The following is an 18,021-nucleotide window of genomic DNA, read 5'->3' as shown; positions in this document are numbered from 1 at the left end:
CCGGAGCCGGCCCCGCTCAACGCTCCGTCCCGCTCAGGGCCGGCGTCAACCGGTTCCAGGGATTGGGCAGGTCACCGGTCACCGGCCCGGCACCCGCGGCGTGACGCTCGCGTGCCGTGCGCACGACCAGCGGCACCAGCGCCCCGGGCACCCCGTACACCAGGTGGCAGAACCGCTCGGCCGGATGCCGCGAGGTCCAGGACGGCCGGCTGAACGCCGACACATAGGTCGACCAGTGGCCCTCGAAGGTGACGACGAGATCGGCGGCTCGGGCGTATCCGGGCGCCGGGTGCACGCCCGGATTCAGTACGACGGGGGAGGCCCCCAGCCGACGTACCGACCGCACCAGCCTTCTGCAGGCGGGCAGTTCGGCCGGTGTCGCGGTCACCCGGTCCAGGAAGCAGCCGTCGGCGCCGTACCACTCCCGGTGCCGGACGACGTCGTTTGCCACCTCCGCCGCGGAGCGGGCGCCGTAGTCGGTGTCGACGTAGCCCAGCAGCCGGGCACCGGCCGCCTTCAGCGCCTCGGCGGCCGCGGTGAACGCCGGATCGGGCTCCGCGCCGGGACCATCGGCCGGGTTGATCACGACGCCGTAGGTGCGGTCCGCCGCCGTGATCAGCCGGTGCCAGGCGGCCGGGTCCTCCGCAGGATGGACGTTCTCGGCCGGTGGTCGGTTTCAGGTCACGCCCGGCGTCCGCACGGGCGGTGCCCGCCGGGTCGGCCGACCCGGCATCGTGGACAGGCCCCGCGCGCGGGAGTGGGCCGTCCGCACTGTGGACCGCCCGTTGACACGTGTTGCCCGGCTTCGGCAGGCTACGCGATCATGCAGCTCGCCAGTGGCCTCGGTGCCACGCTCGTGCAGCGCCGCCACGTCGACCTCGGCCGTGTGGCGAGCGCCATCTGTTGCCGCGCCGTCTAGGCCCTCGCCCGCTCCGAGTTGCCGCGGCGCCCGTCCCTGGGCTGCTTTCCGACGGCCGCCGGGCAGCGTCCTGACCCACGCCAGGGCTGCCCGCCGGGGCTGCGTCCGGATGCGCCTCAGGGCTGCCCGCCGGGGTTGCTTCCCGACGCGCCTCACGGCTGCCCCCCGAACACCCACCGGGGCTGCTTCCTGACGCGTACCGGGGCTGCTTCCCGACCCGTGGGGCCTGCCGTCCGACGCGCGCCACGGCCGCTTCCCGACCGGGTCGAGGCCGCTCCCCGGCCCGCACCCGGACTGCTTCCCGGCCACCACCCGACCGGCTCCCGCGAGCGCCTCAAGTCCGCGTGGAGCCCGCCCGCCCCGGTCCCCCTCCCCCTGTTCCGCCGACCTGGCGCGGGACGGCCACCCGCACGCCTCGCGTGCCGGACGGCCGATCTCGCCCGCGCCGAGGAGTTGCCCTCATGCCACCCTCTTCGAACGACCGATCCGCCCTGTCGCGGCGCGCCTTCGGTGGCGCGCTCGGCGCCGGAGCCGCCACCGCCGCGGTGGGACTCCCGGCCGCCACGGCGCAGGCACAGCCCGCCGCCGGGCAGCATCAGGAGCAGCCCTTCCGGGCCGTGGCGGGCCGGCACGCACGGCGGCCCAACATCCTGTTCATCCTCGGCGACGACCTGGGGTGGGCAGATCTGTCCTGCTACGGCGCGCCCCACATCAAGACCCCGAACCTGGACCGGCTGGCCCGCCAGGGCGTGCGCTTCACGGACGCCTACTCGGGCTCCGCGACGTGCTCACCGACCCGCTTCAGCCTGTACACGGGACGCTATCCGGGGCGTACGAAGGGCGGCCTCGCCGAGCCGATCGCCAACAGGTCCGACGGACTTGAGCCGACCCACCCGACCCTGGCCTCCCTGCTGAAGGGTGCCGGCTACGCGACCGCGCTGATCGGCAAGTGGCATTGCGGCTACCTGCCCGACTACTCGCCCACCAGGTCGGGTTGGGACGAGTTCTTCGGCAACTTCGGCGGCGCGCTGGAGTACTACTCCAAGCTCGGCCTCGGCGGGGAGTACGACCTGTACGAAGGAGACGCCGAGTACAAGGACCTGCGGTACTACACGAGGATCCTGACCGAGCGGGCGAGCGCGTACGTGCGGCGGGACCACGGGCGGCCATGGCTGCTCAACCTCAACTTCACCACCCCGCACTGGCCGTGGATCGCCGACGGCGACACGGAGGAGAGCGCCGAGATCGTCCGCCGCATCAAGTCCGGCCAGGGCGTGCAGGCGCTGCTGCACAACGACGGCGGTTCGGTCGAGAAGTACACCGAGATGGTCCAGGACCTCGACCGCTCGGTCGGACAGGTGCTCACGGCGCTGAAGGAGTCGGGGCAGGAGGAGGACACCCTCGTGTTCTTCGGCTCGGACAACGGCGGCGAGCGCTTCTCCTACCAGTGGCCGCTCTCCGGCGAGAAGTCCTCCCTCCAGGAGGGCGGTATCCGGGTGCCGTCCGTCGTCCGCTGGCCCGCACGGCTGGCGGGCGGGCAGGTCAGCCACCTGCCGGTCTTCTCCCCCGACTGGACCGCGACCCTGCTGGAACTGGCGGGCGCCCGCCCGGACCCCGGCCACCCGCTGGACGGGGTGAGTCTCGCCGGATACCTGCTGCGCGGCGAGACCGTGCCGGAGCGGGAACTGTTCTGGCGGGTGCGGGGCGAGCGGGCGGTGCGCCGCGGCAAGTGGAAGTACTACCGGGGCAAGGGCGGCACCGACCAGCTCTTCGACCTGTCCCGGGACCAGCGGGAACAGGCCGACCGGGCGGCCGAAGAGCCCACGGTACTGGCCGAGTTGAAGGCCGTGTGGGAGAAGGTGAACGCGGAACTGCTGCCGTATCCCGCCGCCTGACGGGTCCGGGCGCCCGGCAGGCCGGCGGGAGTTGTCAGGCCGGCTGCGCCACGGAGGACGCCGCCGGGGCCACGGCTTCGGCGGCATGCGGATAGGCGGCTGTCCGGTGCTGGAAGGAGAGGATCTTCGGGTTCTGGACGACGCCGTCGCGGATCTCGATGGCGCGGCCGACCGTGGGGTCGGCGTCCCAGGCAGCGGGACCGCTCATGACCGTGCGCAGATACGGGACGAGCGCCTCGCTGATCTCCCAGGTCGCCGAGTTCCACAGATGCGAGGGGCTGTGATCCACCCCGTAGTAGTGGCAACCCGGGCCGACCGTGGGCATGGGGTCGTCGAAGGTGGTCGGTCGGGCCCACTCGAAGCCCATGCCCTCGTCGCAGGACACGTCGACGAAGAAGGTGCCGGGCCGGAAGCCGTCGAGCTCCCGCTCGGTCACGAACATCAACGGCGCATCGGTGTCCTGGCGGATGCAGTTGACGATGATGTCGAACCCGGCCAGGTACTCCGCGAGCGGGACGGGACCACTCGGGGTGAGTGCCTGCAGATGCGACGGATCGCCCTCCCGCTCCTCGAAGTGGCCCATCACGACCGACGGCATGGGCGAGGCCACCGCCGCCGCGGCGCGCTGGGTCAGCACCGTGACGTCCGAGACACCCATGGCGCCGAGACCTGTGACCGCTCCGCGTGCCGTGGCACCGAAACTGATGACCACCGCGCGCAGCCGGCGGCCGTAGCTGCCGGTGAGGCCACCCAGCTGCAGGGCGTGCAACACCGAGCAGTATCCGGCGAGTTCGTTGTTCTTGTGGAACACATGGACGCTGAAGGCGCCGGTGGAGGTCCAGTGGTTCATGGCCTCCCAGGCGATCACGGTCAGCCGCCGGTCGATGCCGATCTGCGTCATCCGCTCGTCCTGCACGCAGTGCGGCCACCCCCACAGCACCTGGCCCGCGCGCAGGGCGGCGATGTCTTCGTGCATGGGTTTGGGCAGCAGCAGGACATCGCAGGCGGCGAGCAGTTCCTCGCGGGTGCGCAGGCCGCCCACCAGAGGGCGCAGCGCATCGTCGCCGACGCCGAACCGGCGGCCGTAGCCCTCTTCGAGGAAGATCTTCTCGCGTACGTCGGGGGCGACCCGGTCCAGGTGACGGGGGTGCAGGGGCAGCCGGAACTCGTTCTCCTTGCGGGAGGAGGCGAGTACTCCCAGACTCATCAGGCTCATGTGCGTCCTCGTCTTTTCACTTGTCATGGGTGCAGGGCGGCGCGTCCCCGGTGACACGGGCACGGCCGGCGGTCGTGGCGCTGAAGAACCGTGGCGTCGGTGGTCCGACGACCGGGAGGTCCGCTACCGAGGGGCGCGGAAGGGGCCCCTCTGGAGGGGGCGTGAGGACGAGCCGGCGGGCATGGGTGGCTCATTTCCGGCCGCGGCACAGGTGCCCGGCCATTGCCGTTCGCCGAGGACGACGCCGACACGGATGACGGCGTGCGAAATGCACTCGGTACCCGCAACCGTACTCCCGCCGTGCCCCGGGCCGTCCCGCTCGCCCGCGCCGACCGGCGGTTGTCGCCCCGCGCGCCCCAGCGCGGCCTCTCCGTTTGAGATTGTTTGGGCCGTTGTGTACGGGTGACGCATAAGTGGACACGACGTCCGGTTCCCGTCTTGTACGGGCATGATCTTGTGGGAAGGGGCCCTCGTGAAGCGCGGTTCGCGGGCGGGTGAGGAGGTCAGGGGCGGATCCGGGACGGCCGGCCGGCCGGACCCCAACCGGTGGCGGGCCCTCTGGGCCACCCTGGTGGCCGGGTTCATGACCCTGCTCGACGTCACGATCGTGGCGGTCGCACTGCCGTCGATGCAGCGAGAGCTCGGCGCCTCGGCGGCCTCCGTGCAGTGGGTCGTGTCGGGCTACGCCCTGGCGTTCGCCCTCGCCCTGGTGACGGCCGGGCGCATCGGTGACGCCGTCGGCCGGCGCCGCGTCTTCCTGTGGGCGCTGGCCGCCTTCGTGGCGTGCAGTGCCGCGGCGGGCGCCGCTCCGTCGATCGCGCTGCTCGTCGTGGCCCGTCTCGCGCAGGGCGTCGCCGCGGGCTGCCTGGCCCCGCAGAACTCGGCCCTCATCCAGCAGATGTTCCGGGGAGAGGAGCGCGGTCGGGCGTTCGGCCTGTTCGGTGCCACGGTCGGCATCTCCAGCGCCGTCGGCCCGCTGACCGGCGGCCTCATCCTGGCCCTGGCCGACGGTCCCGACGGCTGGCGATGGATCTTCTACGTCAACGTTCCCATCGGGGCGCTCGCGCTCCTGCTCGGCAGCCGGCTCCTGCCGCGGATGGCCCCGGGGCGCAGGGGACACCTCGATCTGCCGGGTGTCGCCCTGCTGGGTGCCGGCGTGCTGGCCATCATGCTGCCGCTGGTCCTCGCCGAAGCGGGCGGGATACGACGACTGTGGTGGCTCTTCCCGGTGGGAGTGGCGCTCCTGGCGGGCTTCGCGCGGTGGGAGCGGCGGGTCGCCGCCCGGGACGGGGAGCCGCTGCTCGATCCCCGGCTGCTCACCGAGACCCGCGGTTACGCGACCGGCGCGGGGATCGCCACGCTGTACTTCGTCGGGTTCAGCGGCGTGTGGCTGGTCTTCGCGCTCTTCTTCCAGAACGGGCTCGACTACTCACCGCTCCGCTCGGGTCTCGCGGTGACCCCGTTCGCCGTCGGCTCGGCGGCGGCGGCCGTGGTGGCGGGACGGCTCGTCGCGCGGTTCGGCAGGCTGCTGACGGTGTTCGGGCTCACCGGCGTGGTGCTCGGCCTGGGGGCGACCGCCCTGATCCTGAGGTTCGCACCCTCCGACGCGGCGTCCTGGTGGGCGGCGCCCGCCCTCTTCGTCGGCGGAATCGGCAGCGGCTGCGTCATCTCGCCGAACGTCACCATGACCCTGCGCGACGTTCCGGTACGCATGGCGGGTGCCGCGGGCGGTGCCCTGCAGACGGGCCAGCGGCTGGGCGGTGCGGTGGGCACCGCCGCCCTCCCCGGCCTCTTCTATCTCGTCCTCGGGGCGAGCGGCCACGACTACCACACGGCCGTGGCGGTGTCCGTCGGTGCCGGGATCCTCGGCATGCTCGGTGCCCTGGCGGCCGCCGTCCTCGACTGGCGCCGCGACCGAGGTTCCGGAGGGAGCACCGACTCGGCGGACTCGGCGGAGGCGGGCCACAGCCATACCCACGCGAGTCAGTGCTGACCGGGGACGGTCGGGACCCGCTAGAACTCGCGGTCGATGCCGGTGACGAACGCCGGTCCCAACGGGGCGTCCGACTCCGCGAACCCGCTCGCGCGCAACGCCCCCGCCACGAGCCGGACGGCCTCGGCCTCCGCGCCGGCCTGATCCGCGGCATCCACTTCGAGCCGGATGGAGAACATGCCGCCCTCCTCCACCGTCAGCAGGTTCAGCTCCTCGCTCTCGCCCAGGTCCGTGTTCTTCGGGTCCTGGGGACGCAGCCTGCGCACCACGTCGGAGCGTGCGTCGTCGGATGCGCCGTGGACGAAGGTGCCGGGGACCGTGATGATGTAAGTGGTCACGAAAACTCCTTACGTGTACGCCCCTGCCGCGGGCGGGGGCGTCGAGCTTGCCGGGGCTGCCGTCACTGTCCCTGGAGATTCTGGACGAGCATCCAGGCGGCGCCCGCGAGAAACACCGCGTCAAGGACTACGACGCCACCGAACCGACGGGCAGGGGTCGTCCGACGACGGGGACTCCGGAGCAACGCATTCCTCCCGTGGTCCGTCGGGCGCTGGACGCCCGAGCTGGGTCAGTGGCGTGGTCGACCGTCTACCCCGCATCGCGTCGGGCACCCGGGGCGTCACTCGCGCACCTGCCGGACCGTCGAGCACGGTTCCCCCGGGCGGGCAGGCGCGCGTGGCTCCCGCGGCGGGCGGAGTCCGCGGCGGAAAACAGGTCGGGTCGGCTTCGATGACCTTGGTAGCGTCTGCCGGTGTTCTCCCTCCAGGATCCCGCGTTCTTCACCCGTCTGCGCGACGCGCGACGGGTGCTCGTCGCCGGCGCGGGCGGCGGTTTCGACATCTACGCCAGCCTCCCGCTGGCCCTCGCCCTGCGCGCCGACGGCAAGGAAGTGCACCTGGCCAACCTGTCCTTCGCCGATCTGTACGGACTCGACCTCGGCGTGTGGCTGGAGGCAGACGTGGCCGCGATCGGCCCCGGCACGACGGCCCGGGGCGACTACTTCCCCGAACGCACGCTCGCCCAATGGCTGGAGCGGCACGACCTGCCGTCCACGGTGTACGCCTTCTCCCGGACCGGCGTGCGTCCCCTGCGCGCCGCCTACCGGGCCCTCGTCGAGCACCTCGGCGGGGTGGACGCGATCGTCCTGGTGGACGGCGGCACCGACATCCTCATGCGCGGCGATGAGCACGGGCTGGGCACTCCGGAGGAGGACATGGCGAGCCTCGCCGCGGTCGCCGGTCTCGACGAGATACCCCAGCGGCTGGTGGCCTGCCTCGGCTTCGGCGTCGACGCCTATCACGGAGTGAACCACTCCCTGGTCCTGGAGAACCTGGCCGCCCTGGAGCGTGCGGGCGCCTACCTCGGCGCGTTCTCCCTGTCCCGGGACAGCCGTGAGGGGGCTCTCTACCTCGACGCGGTGGCCCACGCCCAGGAGTGCACTCCGGAGCACCCCAGCATCGTCAACGGATCCGTCGCCGCTGCTGTGCGCGGTGACTTCGGCGACGTCCGCTTCACGGAACGGACCAAGGGCGGCGAACTGTTCGTCAACCCGCTGATGGCCCTCTACTTCTGCGTCGACGCACCCGGGCTCGCCCGGCAGAACCTGTACCTCGACCGGCTGGAGAAGACCACGCTCATGCGGCAGATCAGCTCGGCCGTCGAGGACTTCCGGGAGGCGCTGCCCCGGCAACGCCCCCCGCGCACCTTCCCGCACTGAACGCCCGGAGGCGCCGGCCCCTCACACGCCGGGGTCGTCGGCGCGCGGTCCCTCCTCCCGTTCCGCGGCCTCGGCGACCCGCTTGATGGTCGCCAGCCGCCGGTCCCAGTCGTTCGCGAGCGCGGCCATCCACCGGGCCGTGGCGTCCAGGGCCGCGGGCCGCACCGCGTACCGCACCTCGCGTCCGACGCGGCCGCCGGAGACCAGCCCCGCGGCGTCCAGGACGGTGAGGTGCTTGACCACCGCCTGCCGGGAGACGGGCAGACGGCCGGCGAGCGTCGTGGCGGTCGCCTCTCCCAGCGTGGCGAGCAGTTCGAGCAGCCGGCGCCGGGTCGGGTCGGCCAGGGCGACGAGGACGTCGTCGACCTCCGAGGCGGCACCGTCGCGTTCGTCGGTCACCCGGACTGTTCCGCGCGCTTCTTGAGCGCGTCGAGTTCCAGGGGCCAGCCCTCGCTGTGGTCCTTGTGGTTCTGGATCCGCAGGTCCGCGGACCCGGCCAGGGCCGTGAACCCGCTCTCGACCACGCGCAGCCGCGTCCGGTCTCCCTCCGCGGAGAGCGTGAACTCCACCAGGGTGCTGTTGTCCTCGCGCAGTTCCTCGCCGGGGAAGGCGCTGGTCCAGCGGTACGCGAGGTACGTCGGCGGGTCCACCTTCTCGACCCGCACCGGGAAGTCGCCGTGCTCGGGGTTCCTCGCCACCATCGACTCGCCCTCCCTGGCCACGGTGCCGGGCAGGCTCGCCTTGTCGGCCACCCAGAACCCGGGCTGGGCCACCAGGGACCACACCCGCTCCAGGGAAGCCTCGATCAGCGTCTCGCGTTCGATCCGGTCCTCACTCATGAGCAGACTCCTTCGGTGCCGCCATCAGATGCAACTCCAGGGTTGCACGTCGATTGGAGTCGTGCAACCCCGAGGTTGCACGTAGGGGCCCCGGGGCGAGGGGAATCTGCTGTCGGCCGAGCGCCCTGTCCGCCCGGCGCCCACGGTGCTTGGGTGGCGGGATGGAGATCCTGATTCTGGGTGGAACGGCATGGGTGGGCCGCGAGCTGTCGCGGCAGGCGATCGAGCGCGGTCATCGGGTGACGTGCCTCGCCCGCGGTGCGAGCGGGCAGGTCGCGGACGGGGCGACCCTGGTCGCGGCCGACCGCAGTGGCCCCGGCGCCTACGACACGCTGCTCGGCCGCGCCTGGGACGCGGTCGTCGAGGTGTCCTGGCAACCGGCGTTCGTCCGTGATGCCCTCGACGCCCTGGGCGGCGGCGCCCGGCACTGGACCTACGTCTCCTCCGTCAGCGCCTACGCCTCGCACGCCGTCTCGGACGCGGACGAGTCCACGGAGCTCCTCGCGCCGACCGAGCACGGCGAGGCCGACCGCACCCTGTACGGCGAGGCGAAGGTCGCCTGCGAGCAGGCGTCGGCCGCGGCCCTCGGCGACCGGCTCCTCGTGGCACGCGCCGGTCTCATCGGCGGCCCGGGCGACCACAGCGGGCGCTCCGGCTACTGGGCGGCCCGCGCCGCACGTGATCCGTACGGGCCGATGCTGGTTCCCGGCGAGCCCGCGCTGCCGACCCAGGTGATCGACGTACGCGATCTCACCGCCTGGCTCCTGGACGCGGCGGAGCGCGGGACCACCGGCACCTACGACGCCGTCGGGCCGGTCGTGCCGCTGGGGGAGTGGATCGGGCTGTCCCGTGCCGCGGGTGGCCACACGGGTCCGGTCGTCGCCGCGGACTCCCCGTGGCTGCTCGCGAACGGCGTGGCCGGGTACATGGGCGCCGAGTCGCTGCCGATGTGGCTGGCCGAGCCGGGTTGGGAGGGGTGGGCGGCCCGGAGCGGGGCCGCGGCGCGGGCCGCGGGTCTGCGCCACCGTCCCCGGTCGGAGCTGCTGGCCGACACCCTGGTGTGGGAACGCGAGGAGGGGCTGGACCGCGAACGACGTGCGGGTCTCAGCGCGGGGCGCGAGCGGGAGCTGCTCGCCGCGCTCGATGCGCTTTCCGAGGCGTGAGGCCGCCCGCGCCGGCCGCCCGGCGACCGGCGACAGGCGGTCGACGGCCGCCGAGGAGCGATGGCCGCCGGCTCGTGGGCGCCCGAGGTGAGGCGGGCCGGCGTCCGCCTCGGTGACCGGCTTCCGGGGCCGCGCCGGCGGCCCGGGCGCGGGTCAGGGCCGGAGCAGGCGCCGCAGCCAGGACAGCCGGGCCGCGCGGGCCTGCCGGGAGAGGGCGGCCTCCGGCGCGAGTGCGTCGAAGCCGTGGAACCCGCCCGGCCAGACGTGGAGTTCGGCCTCACCGCCCGCCCGCCAGATGGCGTCGGCGTAGGCGATGTCCTCGTCGCGGAAGGTCTCCGCGGAGCCCACGTCCACGAAGGCGGGCGGCAGCCCGCCCAGGTCGGTGGCCCGGGCGGGCGCGGCATCGGGCGGGACGTCGTCGGAGCCCCGCCGGTCGCCCAGCAGCGCGGTCCAGCCGGTGTCGTTCGAGGCCCGGTCCCACATGCCGTGTCCGGCCATCTGACGGGCGGAACAGGTGTCGTTGCGGTCGTCGAGCATGGGGCACATGAGGAGCTGGCCCAGCAGCCGGGGGCCCTTCTCGTCCCGGGCACGCAGCGCCAGTGCGGCGGCGAGGCCGCCTCCGGAACTCTGGCCGGCCACGATGACGCGGTCGGCGTCGCCGCCGATGAGACCGGCGTTGCGGACGGTCCACTCCAGCCCGGCGTAGCAGTCGTCGACCGGGGCGGGATGCGGGTGCTCGGGAGCGAGGCGGTACTCGACCGAGACCACCACCAGACCCAGCTCCTCGGCCCAGTCCAGCGGGCCGTCCAGGCCGACCCGGTTGTCACCCATGACCATGCCTCCGCCGTGCACGAAGTAGAGGATCGGCAGGGGGACTTCGGCCGCGGCCGGACGGCAGACGAGGAGGGACACGGCGGGAGCGCCGGGCGGGCCGGGCACCTGGTGGTCCTCCACCGTGAAGGCGCCGTCGCGGCTCAGCACCTCGTCACCGGGGCGGAACAGCGCTCCGGCCTCCCGGCTCTCCGCCAGCAGGTCCAGAGTGAGGGGAGGCGCGGCGAACTCCTCCAGCGCGAGGGCGAGTTCCTTGTCGAAGGGCGGGGGTGTCAGGGGCACGGCTCACACTTTCCAGGTCGTGCCGCGGGTGCGGCGGTGCGACGCGCGAGGCCGCCGGATCGAGGCGAGACGGCCGACCGGCCCCGGGCCACCTTCTGTGCTGCCCCGTCGCACGGCAGTCATGTGCGCTTCCGCTCAGTAGGCCGCGCCGCCCCGGCCGAGGAGTTCGGCGAGGGAGGTGGCGGGACGGCCGGTCAGACGGTGGATGTCGGGGGTCACGCCGTCGAGTTCCCCGGCGGCGACGGCGGTGTACGTCGAGACCCAGGCGTCGAGCTGCCAGTCGGGTGCGCCGTAGTGGGCCCGAGAGCGGTAGGCCTCTTCGAGCGTCTCGGGTGCGTAGCGGACGGGGCGTCCGGTCGCCCCGGTCAGTACGGCGGCGATCTCGTCCAGCGTCAGGGACTGCGGGCCGGTGAGGTCGTAGCAGGCGCCTGCGTGGTCGTCGGCGTGGGTGAGGACGGCGGTGGCGGCCGCGGCGATGTCGTCCTGGGCCACGACGGCGGCACGCCCGGTGCCGCCGGGACCGCGGATGACGCCGTCCTCGCCGACGAGGGCGGGCATGAAGTCGGCGTAGAGGTTGTCGCGCAGGAAGGTGTACCGCAGACCGGTCGAGCGGATGTGCTGCTCGGTGTGCCAGTGGTCGCGCGCCAGGGTGAAGGTGGCGTCCGGGGCGGCCCCGTAGAAGGAGATGTACACCAGATGCCCGACACCGGCTTCGGCGGCGGCGTCGACGAAGGCACGGTGCTGCTCCAGGCGGTCGGGGGCCTCGGCCGCGGACACCATCAGCACCCGGTCGATGCCGCGCAGGCCCTTCACGACGGCGTCGCGGTCCCCGTAGGCGCCGGCGACCACGGTCGCGCCCGGCAGGGCGGGCGCCCGCCCGGGGGTGCGGGCCAGCAGCGTCTGCGGCACACCGGCGTCCGCCAGACGACGGGCGACGCGTCCGCCGAGCCGGCCGGAGGCCCCGGTGACGGCATAGCTGGCATCGGTGCTGTCCATCCGGCGTGTCTCCCGTTCCGAGCGAGGTCCGAAGGGGCCGACCCCCTCCGCCACGACGATCGCATGCCCGGCCGCGGCCCACGGGCAGCGCACGCCGAAAGCCACCCGTAGGCACGGGCCCGGGCCCGGCTCCGAACGGCTCGACCCCGGCCGAGGTCTCCTACGGGGTGGCGTCGAGGGGCCGCAGGAAGCGCCGTTCGTAGCGCTTGATGCAGCGCGTGGTGCGTGCCAGCTCCAGGGCGGCCCGGCACTCCGGGTCGGACAGGCTGTCCGTGCGGTACTGCTCGTACGCCGCGAGGCTGGGGAACGAGAAGAGGGCGTAGGCGCTGTCGCTGTCGCCCTCGCTGGGCAGGAAGTAGCCGTGGTGGGTCCCGCCGAAACGGTTCACGAGCCCGACCCAGCGGCGGCCGTACTCCTCGAAGTCCTCGATCCTGTCGGCGTCGATCTCGTACTTCAGGTGAATGGTGACCATGACCCGGATTATGGTGCAGGGCGCCGCAGGCGCGGCAACCGCCGTGCTCCCGCGGGACCTTCGGCGCCGCGCGGGGGAGGCCTCCGGCGGCGGTCGTCTCCGCAGCTCACGGTCTCTCCTCCCGCGGCACCGCACCCCCGGTCCTGTCCAGCCGGTGGAGGATCTCGCGCTCCCGGGCCGTGAGCGGCGGCCCGGCGAGGGCGGGCAGCGGGGGCCCGCTCAGCGCGGTGAGGACGAGTCCGGGACGAAGGAGCCGGGCGGGTCCCGCCTTCAGGCCCGTCACGTCCCACAGCGCGGACGCCACGTCGTACGAACCCGTCGCCGCTCGCGTGAGGCGGCGGGTGTAGCGGGCTGCGAGGCGGTCCACGAGGGTGGCGGTGCCGCCCCGCACGTCCGGGAAGAGGACGTCCTGGCTCACCGCCATGCTCCACGCCGTCTCCACGTGCCGGGCGGCGGCGCGCTGGACGGCGCGGGCGAAGCCGGGCCCGGCCGGGTCGGTCAGCCGCGCCTCACGGCTCAGCGCCAGAGCGCCGAGCGCCGCCACGGACATGCCTTGCCCGTACGCCGGGTTGAAGGTCGCCAGCGCGTCCCCGAGGACCACGAGACCCTCGGGCCACCGGGGCGCCTTCTCCAGGTAGCGGCGGGAGTTGCTGGTGCTGCGGCTGATGGACACGTCCGTCAGCGGTTCCGCTCCCGAGATGAGCCGGCCCACGAGGGGGTCCGGGAGGTCCAGCGTGTAGTTCAGGAACCCGTCGGGATCGGCCGGCGGTTCGCCCCCGCGGGAGCCGGCCAGGCTGACCATCCAGCGACCGCCCTCGATCGGCACGATCACGGCGCTGCGGCCCGGCCGCTTCACGTACGGGTTGGCCTGCACCATGGTCAGCGGGAACCGCTCCGCCCCGGGTGGCGTGCGATAGATCCGCGTGGCGTTGACGAGCCCGGAGTCGACGTTCCGCTCCTCGATACCGGTGATGCCGAGCCCGGACAGCCACGCCACGATCCGCGAGCCGCGGCCGCTCGCGTCGACGACGACGTCGGCGGGCAGATCCGTCTCGCCCGACGCCGTCCGTACGCGGACACCGTCGACCCTCCCGCCGTCACCGGTGAGACCGAGGACCTGCGCCCTGCGGATCTCCACGCCGGCCGTGTGGTCGATGACCGCCCTGCGCACGACCCAGTCCAGCAGCGCCCGGCTGCAGGTGATCATCTGATGGCGGTCGTGGCGCCAGCGGCGGAAGTAGCCCTCCGGAGTCAGCACCACCATGCCCGAGCCGAGGGATATCTCGTGCGCGCCCGCGGCCAGCAGGTGCTTGCGCACGTTCGCCCCCGGCACCAGGTCCTCCATGGCGGCGAGGCCGCCCGGCATCAGGAGGTGGGCGTGACGTCCCTGCGGGACCCCCTTGCGGTGCTCGGGACCGTCGGGCAGTTCGTCACGATCCAGCACGACCACCTCGTCGACGGCCGGGGACAGCGCCGCCGCCGCCAGCACACCGCCGAGTCCGGCTCCGATGACGACAGCTCTACGCATGGGGCTCCTCGTGTCCGGTCATGAGATGCCGTCACCGGTCCGCTGACGTGCCGTGGTGACGACGGGTGAATGCTTCAGCGCCCGCGCCAGATCCAGCAGCCCGCTGGTGCCGGGGGCCCTGGTGGCGTGCAGGCGGTAGTCGCTCAGGTCGTCGAGGCGCCCCGCGTCACCGCTCGCGGCGTGCCGCGCGGCGTCGGCGACCAGCGCCGCCTCCGCTATCGCCCGCGCCTGACCAGGCGAGTGCCCTTCGGCGAGTGCCGCGTCGAGCGCCCGCAGGCGCACCCGGTCGTCGAAGTTCGGCGCCAGGGCGAGCAGCGCGTCGTGGATCGACACCTCCAGCCAGTGCAGCCGCGCCTGGGGGAGCTGCCACCAGGGCGGCGACGGTTTCGGGGCGATCGCCACCGACCGCACCTCGCACCACAGCGGCCTGAGCCTGCGGTAGTCACCGAGACTGCGCCAGTGGGCGACCGCCGCCGGAAGGAGCCGGGGCACCACGAAACCGACGGAACAGAACAGGGCCCCGAGCGACACCACGGGCGGAGCGACGTCCGTGGAGAGGAAGTCGAGGTCGTGTCCCAGCCAACGCGCCACCACGGCCGTGCTCTTGGCGATCTCGAAGCCCACGACGTCCAGCACCAGACCGACGAGGATCAGCCGAAGTCCGGTGCGGAGCAGACCGGTCACCTCACCGGCCCACTTCAGGCACACCGCGCACATCACCAGGGTGCAGGCCCCGTGCCCGAGCAGGTAGAGCACGATCATCTCGCGCATGCCGGGCGTGTTGGCGTAGTAGGTGTCGAGGTCGGTCAGCCTCTCGGTGTCCGCGTCCGCCAGGGCGAAGAGCACGACGATCGCGGCGATCAGGCTGCCGTACAGGGTGATGGTGCGCAGGGTCATGCGTCTGACCCGCTCCCTGGGCCCGCCCCGCCAGTTGATGAGCAGGATGAGCAGGGAGCAGCTGTACGCGGAGATCATGCCGTAGGTCAGCGGCGCACCGAAGTTGGGGATGCCGGTGAGGCGGTTGACGGTGGCCAGCGTGGCCGGGGCGGAGCAGAAGAAGCACAGGGCGCCGAGGGCGACCGCCGCACAGGTGGAGGCGGTCAGCGGATCCCGCAGCGCCGCGCGCGGGCCGCCGAAGAGCAGGATCGCGGAGAGTCCCAGCAGCCCGGCCGCCAGGTACACGACGAGGCTCATACCGGAGCGCTCCGATCGGCTCCGCCGGCCGGGGCGACAGGCGCCGCGCCGACGGAGAAGGCGGCCCCCGCGCCGGGGGAGGGCCATGGCTTCACGCCGCCGGAGGGGAGCGGCCCGCAGGCGCCGGACGGCACGCGCATGCCGTCCGGGACCGACGGAGGCGGGCCGTCGGGGAACGGCTGCGGCCGGCCGGACGCGAGCGGGAGGTGTGCCGGGGCTGCCGGGCCGCGCGTCACAGGGCGCCCTCGGTGGCCCGGCGGTACGTGCGTGCCGTGGCCACCGTGTCGGACGTGGCCAGCGCCTCCGAGATGCCCTCCAGCACGGCCGGATCGGGTGCCTGGCCCGCCAGGCGGCCGGCGTCGGACGGTGCTTGCCCGCTGCGTTCCCCGCGCACCGCCGCGGTGATGATCACTGCCCAGGCGGTGGCCTCCGCCCGTCGCCGGTCTCCCGTCTCGTGCAGCACCGCCGCGTGGGTCTGTGCGTACAACTCGTGGTCGAAGAGCCCGTCGAGGAAGAACAGCCCGTTGGTGATGCTGGTCTGACGCCACGTCAGGAGGCTGCCCGGGGAGGACGGGCAGGGCCGCGGCAGCCGCAGCTTCCGGCTGGTCAGGACCTCGTCCAGCGCGCGGTCCAGCGGCCTCAGGCGCACGAACGCGCGCCAACTGCGCCGCCAGCCGGTGAGGCGGGGGCCGACCAGCGGTATCAGGATGCCCAGCACCGTCATCAGCGCGCCCAGGCCCGCGAACCCCGGGCTCACCTCGGAGCTCAGCGCCGACCAGTCGCGCCCGCACCAGAGCGCGACCACGGCCGTCAGCTTGCAGACGCTGTAGCCGGCGCCGACCACCGTGCCGGCCCCCATGGTCAGCAGCCCCGCGCGCAGCCAGCCGTCCACCCCTCGCGCCCAGCCCAGCGACCGGGCGGCGGTGACGGTGGCGGCGGTGAGGTGGGCGACCAGGTAGAGCACGATCATCTCGGACACGTACGGCGTGGTCGCGTAGTAGGTGTCGAAGTCGGTGCGCCGCTCCTCCGCCGCCTCGCCCGCGACGAACGTGGCCGCGATGCCGACGAGGACGAGCGCGTAGACGGACATCCAGAAGCGCGCGGTCCGGCGCACGTGCGGCCCGCCCCGCCAGTAGACGATCAGGACCAGGGAGGCGGCGCAGTAGGCGGTGATGGAGGCGTAGGTCAGGGGCGCGGCCAGGTTGGGCACGCCGCTGACGCGGTTGATCGCGCCCACGGTCGGGGGCGCGCCGAGCAGGAAGCACAGCCCCGCCAGAGCCATGACGACGCAGATGGTGCGCAGGAACCGGTCGCGTCGGTCGCGCACGAGATCGGGCAGCTTCACCGTCAGGCCGAACCACAGGGCACCGCAGCTGAGGTAGTTGATCACGCCGCTCATATGCGCTTCCCGCGGTAGTTGAGGGCGGCCCCGATACGGCTGGCGAGGTCGTCGTCGGGCCCGTCGGTCTCGGCCGCGTAGACGGAGTGGGCGGACGCCTCCAGCCATGTCTTGAGCCGACGGCCGACGAGCATCCCGAACTCGTCGGCCTCCTGCTCGGCCCGCAGGCTGAAGTCGGTGCGGGCGGGCGTGAGTCGGGGGCCCGGGGAGCCGTCGGGGGAGGTCGTGTCCTCCTGGCTCATGTGCCACACCTCGTGGGAGAAGATCACGATCTGGTGCCACACGGCGGCCCGTTCCTCGATGACGACGTCGTCGTGGGTCTCGCGCGCCAGCCAGAGCCCGGTCGCCGTGTGCGGCGGGAAGGTCGTCTTGATGACCCGGATCTCCCGTCCCCGCCACCGGCTCACGGACTCGACGAGTGCGGTGAACAGGCTGTCGGGATCCGCGGGAAAGGCCACGCGGATGGGATCGGTGAGGGCGTCGGCGAGCCGGCGCATCTCCTTGCTCCTACGCACGGTCCTCCCCCCGGTCGGCGGACCGCCCGGCGAGGACACGTGCGGAACACGTCGGGCCGGACGGTGGGAAACCGGTGAATTCCGGTGCTTCCGGGGCCGATCCGGGCGCGGGGCGTACCCGCGGCGCGAGCGGTCCGCCCCGTCGCGTGGAGGAAGAACTCGAGCATGTCGGCGAGTTGGGCCTAGCGTCAGCAGCCACCGAGCGTTCTCCACAGCACGTCGTTTTGTTGAAGCTTGTGTTCGACGTGAGGGTAACCGCTCCGCTCTGCGGCGGTCGACGATGCCGGACGATCCGGGCCTCGACGACGAACGGCCCGGGCCCCCGAGCGTCTGCTCGGGGGCCCGGGCCGGTGCCGAAGGGCCGGCGGTGTCCCGGTGTCAGGCCTCCCTGTTGCGTGGTGCGCACAGCGCCCAGATGACGAATCCGTTGATCGTGATCAGGGCGAGGGCCCAGAACGGCGTGTACGGCAGCCACAGGAAGTTCGCCAGCATGCTCAGACCGGCGAGCGCGACGCCGACGACCCTGGCCCAGGTGGCGCCCTGGAAGAGGGCGCATCCCGCCATGAAGACGACGACGCCGAGGATCATGTGGACCCAGCCCCACCCGGTGAGGTCGAACTGGTAGACGTAGTTCCGTGTGTTGACGAAGACGTCGTCGTTCGCGATGGCGGCGATGCCCGCGAAGACGGCCATGAGGCCGCCGAAGATCATGAGGACGGCGGCGAACACGGTCCACCCGCCGACGAAGGCACCCGCCTCCGACCTCTGCCCCGCGTGCGGGCGGGCTTGGCTCGCATGACTCGTCATGGTGCGCTCCTTCACTGGGAGATTCCGGCCCGACAGGCCGGATCCGCTACGCCGATCGGGCTACTACCAATCTGTGCCTGATGTGCGCGTCTCGCATCTCAGGACCGAACGCCCTGCCGGGAGACCGAGGAAGGGGGAACGCCCCGTGGCGGACGGCGTGACGGCGCGGACACGGAAGGTGAGGTCTCCGGCGGGGGCCGGGGCGGGCGGTGCGGCCGTGGTCATCGGCCCGTCGTTCATGCCGTAGGCTGGTGT

At 73.0% G+C, this 18,021-nt stretch carries 17 protein-coding genes and 1 pseudogene; 5 read left to right on the top strand and 13 right to left on the bottom strand.

Features of this window, described 5'->3' with window-relative positions; all coding sequences use genetic code 11:
* Nucleotides 1–16: 16 nt before the first annotated feature.
* Nucleotides 17–655: pseudogene (locus tag ACZ4NT_RS03305) on the bottom strand (spherulation-specific family 4 protein); the annotation flags it as partial.
* Between the two features lie 168 nt (nt 656–823).
* Here ACZ4NT_RS03305 and ACZ4NT_RS03300 point away from each other — a divergent pair.
* Both ACZ4NT_RS03300 and ACZ4NT_RS03295 read left to right on the top strand, forming a co-directional pair.
* Complete coding sequence (locus ACZ4NT_RS03300; protein WP_467723063.1) at nt 824–919, top strand: putative leader peptide; 96 nt, start codon at nt 824–826, stop codon at nt 917–919.
* Between the two features lie 461 nt (nt 920–1,380).
* Nucleotides 1,381–2,814, top strand: a complete 1,434-nt coding sequence (locus tag ACZ4NT_RS03295) for a sulfatase family protein (RefSeq protein ID WP_467723061.1) — start codon at nt 1,381–1,383, stop codon at nt 2,812–2,814.
* Nucleotides 2,815–2,848: 34 nt separating this feature from the next.
* Here ACZ4NT_RS03295 and ACZ4NT_RS03290 read toward each other — a convergent pair whose 3' ends face one another.
* Entirely contained in the window at nt 2,849–4,030 is a 1,182-nt protein-coding gene (locus ACZ4NT_RS03290; protein WP_467723059.1) for a N(5)-(carboxyethyl)ornithine synthase, read from the bottom strand.
* A 448-nt stretch (nt 4,031–4,478) separates the two neighbouring features.
* Here ACZ4NT_RS03290 and ACZ4NT_RS03285 point away from each other — a divergent pair, with 448 nt between their 5' ends.
* Complete coding sequence (locus tag ACZ4NT_RS03285; RefSeq protein WP_467723057.1) at nt 4,479–6,023, top strand: MFS transporter; 1,545 nt, start codon at nt 4,479–4,481, stop codon at nt 6,021–6,023.
* A gap of 20 nt (nt 6,024–6,043) precedes the next feature.
* Here the strand turns inward: ACZ4NT_RS03285 and ACZ4NT_RS03280 are convergent, their stop codons facing one another.
* Complete coding sequence (locus tag ACZ4NT_RS03280; protein ID WP_121409144.1) at nt 6,044–6,361, bottom strand: hypothetical protein; 318 nt, start codon at nt 6,359–6,361, stop codon at nt 6,044–6,046.
* Nucleotides 6,362–6,774: 413 nt separating this feature from the next.
* On the opposite strand from ACZ4NT_RS03280, the gene ACZ4NT_RS03275 reads away from it, so the two are divergent.
* Nucleotides 6,775–7,740 carry a DUF1152 domain-containing protein gene (locus ACZ4NT_RS03275; RefSeq protein ID WP_467723055.1) on the top strand — a complete coding sequence of 322 codons (966 nt, stop codon included), beginning with the start codon at nt 6,775–6,777 and terminating at the stop codon, nt 7,738–7,740.
* Nucleotides 7,741–7,761: 21 nt separating this feature from the next.
* Here the strand turns inward: ACZ4NT_RS03275 and ACZ4NT_RS03270 are convergent, their stop codons facing one another.
* Together ACZ4NT_RS03270 and ACZ4NT_RS03265 are read right to left on the bottom strand one after the other, a co-directional pair.
* Nucleotides 7,762–8,139: an ArsR/SmtB family transcription factor gene (locus ACZ4NT_RS03270; protein WP_467723053.1), complete on the bottom strand. Its 378-nt coding sequence runs from the start codon at nt 8,137–8,139 to the stop codon at nt 7,762–7,764.
* A complete protein-coding gene (locus tag ACZ4NT_RS03265) occupies nt 8,136–8,579 on the bottom strand; it encodes an SRPBCC domain-containing protein (RefSeq protein WP_467723052.1) in 444 nt (147 codons plus the stop codon). Before ACZ4NT_RS03265 ends, ACZ4NT_RS03270 begins: the two co-directional genes overlap by 4 nt.
* Before the next feature lie 161 nt (nt 8,580–8,740).
* Between ACZ4NT_RS03265 and ACZ4NT_RS03260 the strand changes: the two genes are divergently transcribed.
* On the top strand, nt 8,741–9,742 hold the full coding sequence (locus ACZ4NT_RS03260) for an NAD-dependent epimerase/dehydratase family protein (protein ID WP_467723050.1): 1,002 nt from the start codon (nt 8,741–8,743) through the stop codon (nt 9,740–9,742).
* A gap of 153 nt (nt 9,743–9,895) precedes the next feature.
* On the opposite strand, the gene ACZ4NT_RS03255 is transcribed toward ACZ4NT_RS03260, so the two are convergent.
* The 8 genes from ACZ4NT_RS03255 to ACZ4NT_RS03220 all read right to left on the bottom strand — a co-directional run bounded on the left by ACZ4NT_RS03255 (nt 9,896) and on the right by ACZ4NT_RS03220 (nt 17,766).
* Nucleotides 9,896–10,855, bottom strand: a complete 960-nt coding sequence (locus ACZ4NT_RS03255) for an alpha/beta hydrolase (RefSeq protein WP_121409139.1) — start codon at nt 10,853–10,855, stop codon at nt 9,896–9,898.
* A gap of 135 nt (nt 10,856–10,990) precedes the next feature.
* A complete protein-coding gene (locus tag ACZ4NT_RS03250) occupies nt 10,991–11,851 on the bottom strand; it encodes an SDR family oxidoreductase (protein WP_467723048.1) in 861 nt (286 codons plus the stop codon).
* A gap of 160 nt (nt 11,852–12,011) precedes the next feature.
* Nucleotides 12,012–12,323 (bottom strand): NIPSNAP family protein, encoded by a 312-nt coding sequence (locus ACZ4NT_RS03245; RefSeq protein ID WP_467723046.1) that lies wholly within the window; start codon nt 12,321–12,323, stop codon nt 12,012–12,014.
* A gap of 106 nt (nt 12,324–12,429) precedes the next feature.
* Nucleotides 12,430–13,851 carry an FAD-dependent oxidoreductase gene (locus ACZ4NT_RS03240; protein ID WP_467723045.1) on the bottom strand — a complete coding sequence of 474 codons (1,422 nt, stop codon included), beginning with the start codon at nt 13,849–13,851 and terminating at the stop codon, nt 12,430–12,432.
* An 18-nt stretch (nt 13,852–13,869) separates the two neighbouring features.
* Entirely contained in the window at nt 13,870–15,045 is a 1,176-nt protein-coding gene (locus ACZ4NT_RS03235) for an MAB_1171c family putative transporter (protein ID WP_121409135.1), read from the bottom strand.
* Nucleotides 15,046–15,277: 232 nt separating this feature from the next.
* Entirely contained in the window at nt 15,278–16,444 is a 1,167-nt protein-coding gene (locus tag ACZ4NT_RS03230) for an MAB_1171c family putative transporter (RefSeq protein ID WP_467723043.1), read from the bottom strand.
* The gene (locus tag ACZ4NT_RS03225; RefSeq protein ID WP_121409133.1) at nt 16,441–16,959 is read right to left on the bottom strand and encodes a toxin; all 519 of its coding nucleotides are present in this window, start codon (nt 16,957–16,959) and stop codon (nt 16,441–16,443) included. The genes ACZ4NT_RS03230 and ACZ4NT_RS03225 overlap by 4 nt, the downstream gene beginning before the upstream one ends.
* Nucleotides 16,960–17,337: 378 nt before the next feature.
* Nucleotides 17,338–17,766, bottom strand: coding sequence for a DUF7144 family membrane protein (locus ACZ4NT_RS03220; protein WP_121409492.1), 429 nt, complete (start codon nt 17,764–17,766; stop codon nt 17,338–17,340).
* Nucleotides 17,767–18,021 lie beyond the last annotated feature (255 nt).

The sequence above is a fragment of the Streptomyces sp. NPDC026417 genome (genome assembly GCF_055567695.1).
The sequence above is the reverse complement of the archived record's forward strand: the minus strand, read 5'-3'. Positions and strand labels throughout refer to the sequence as shown.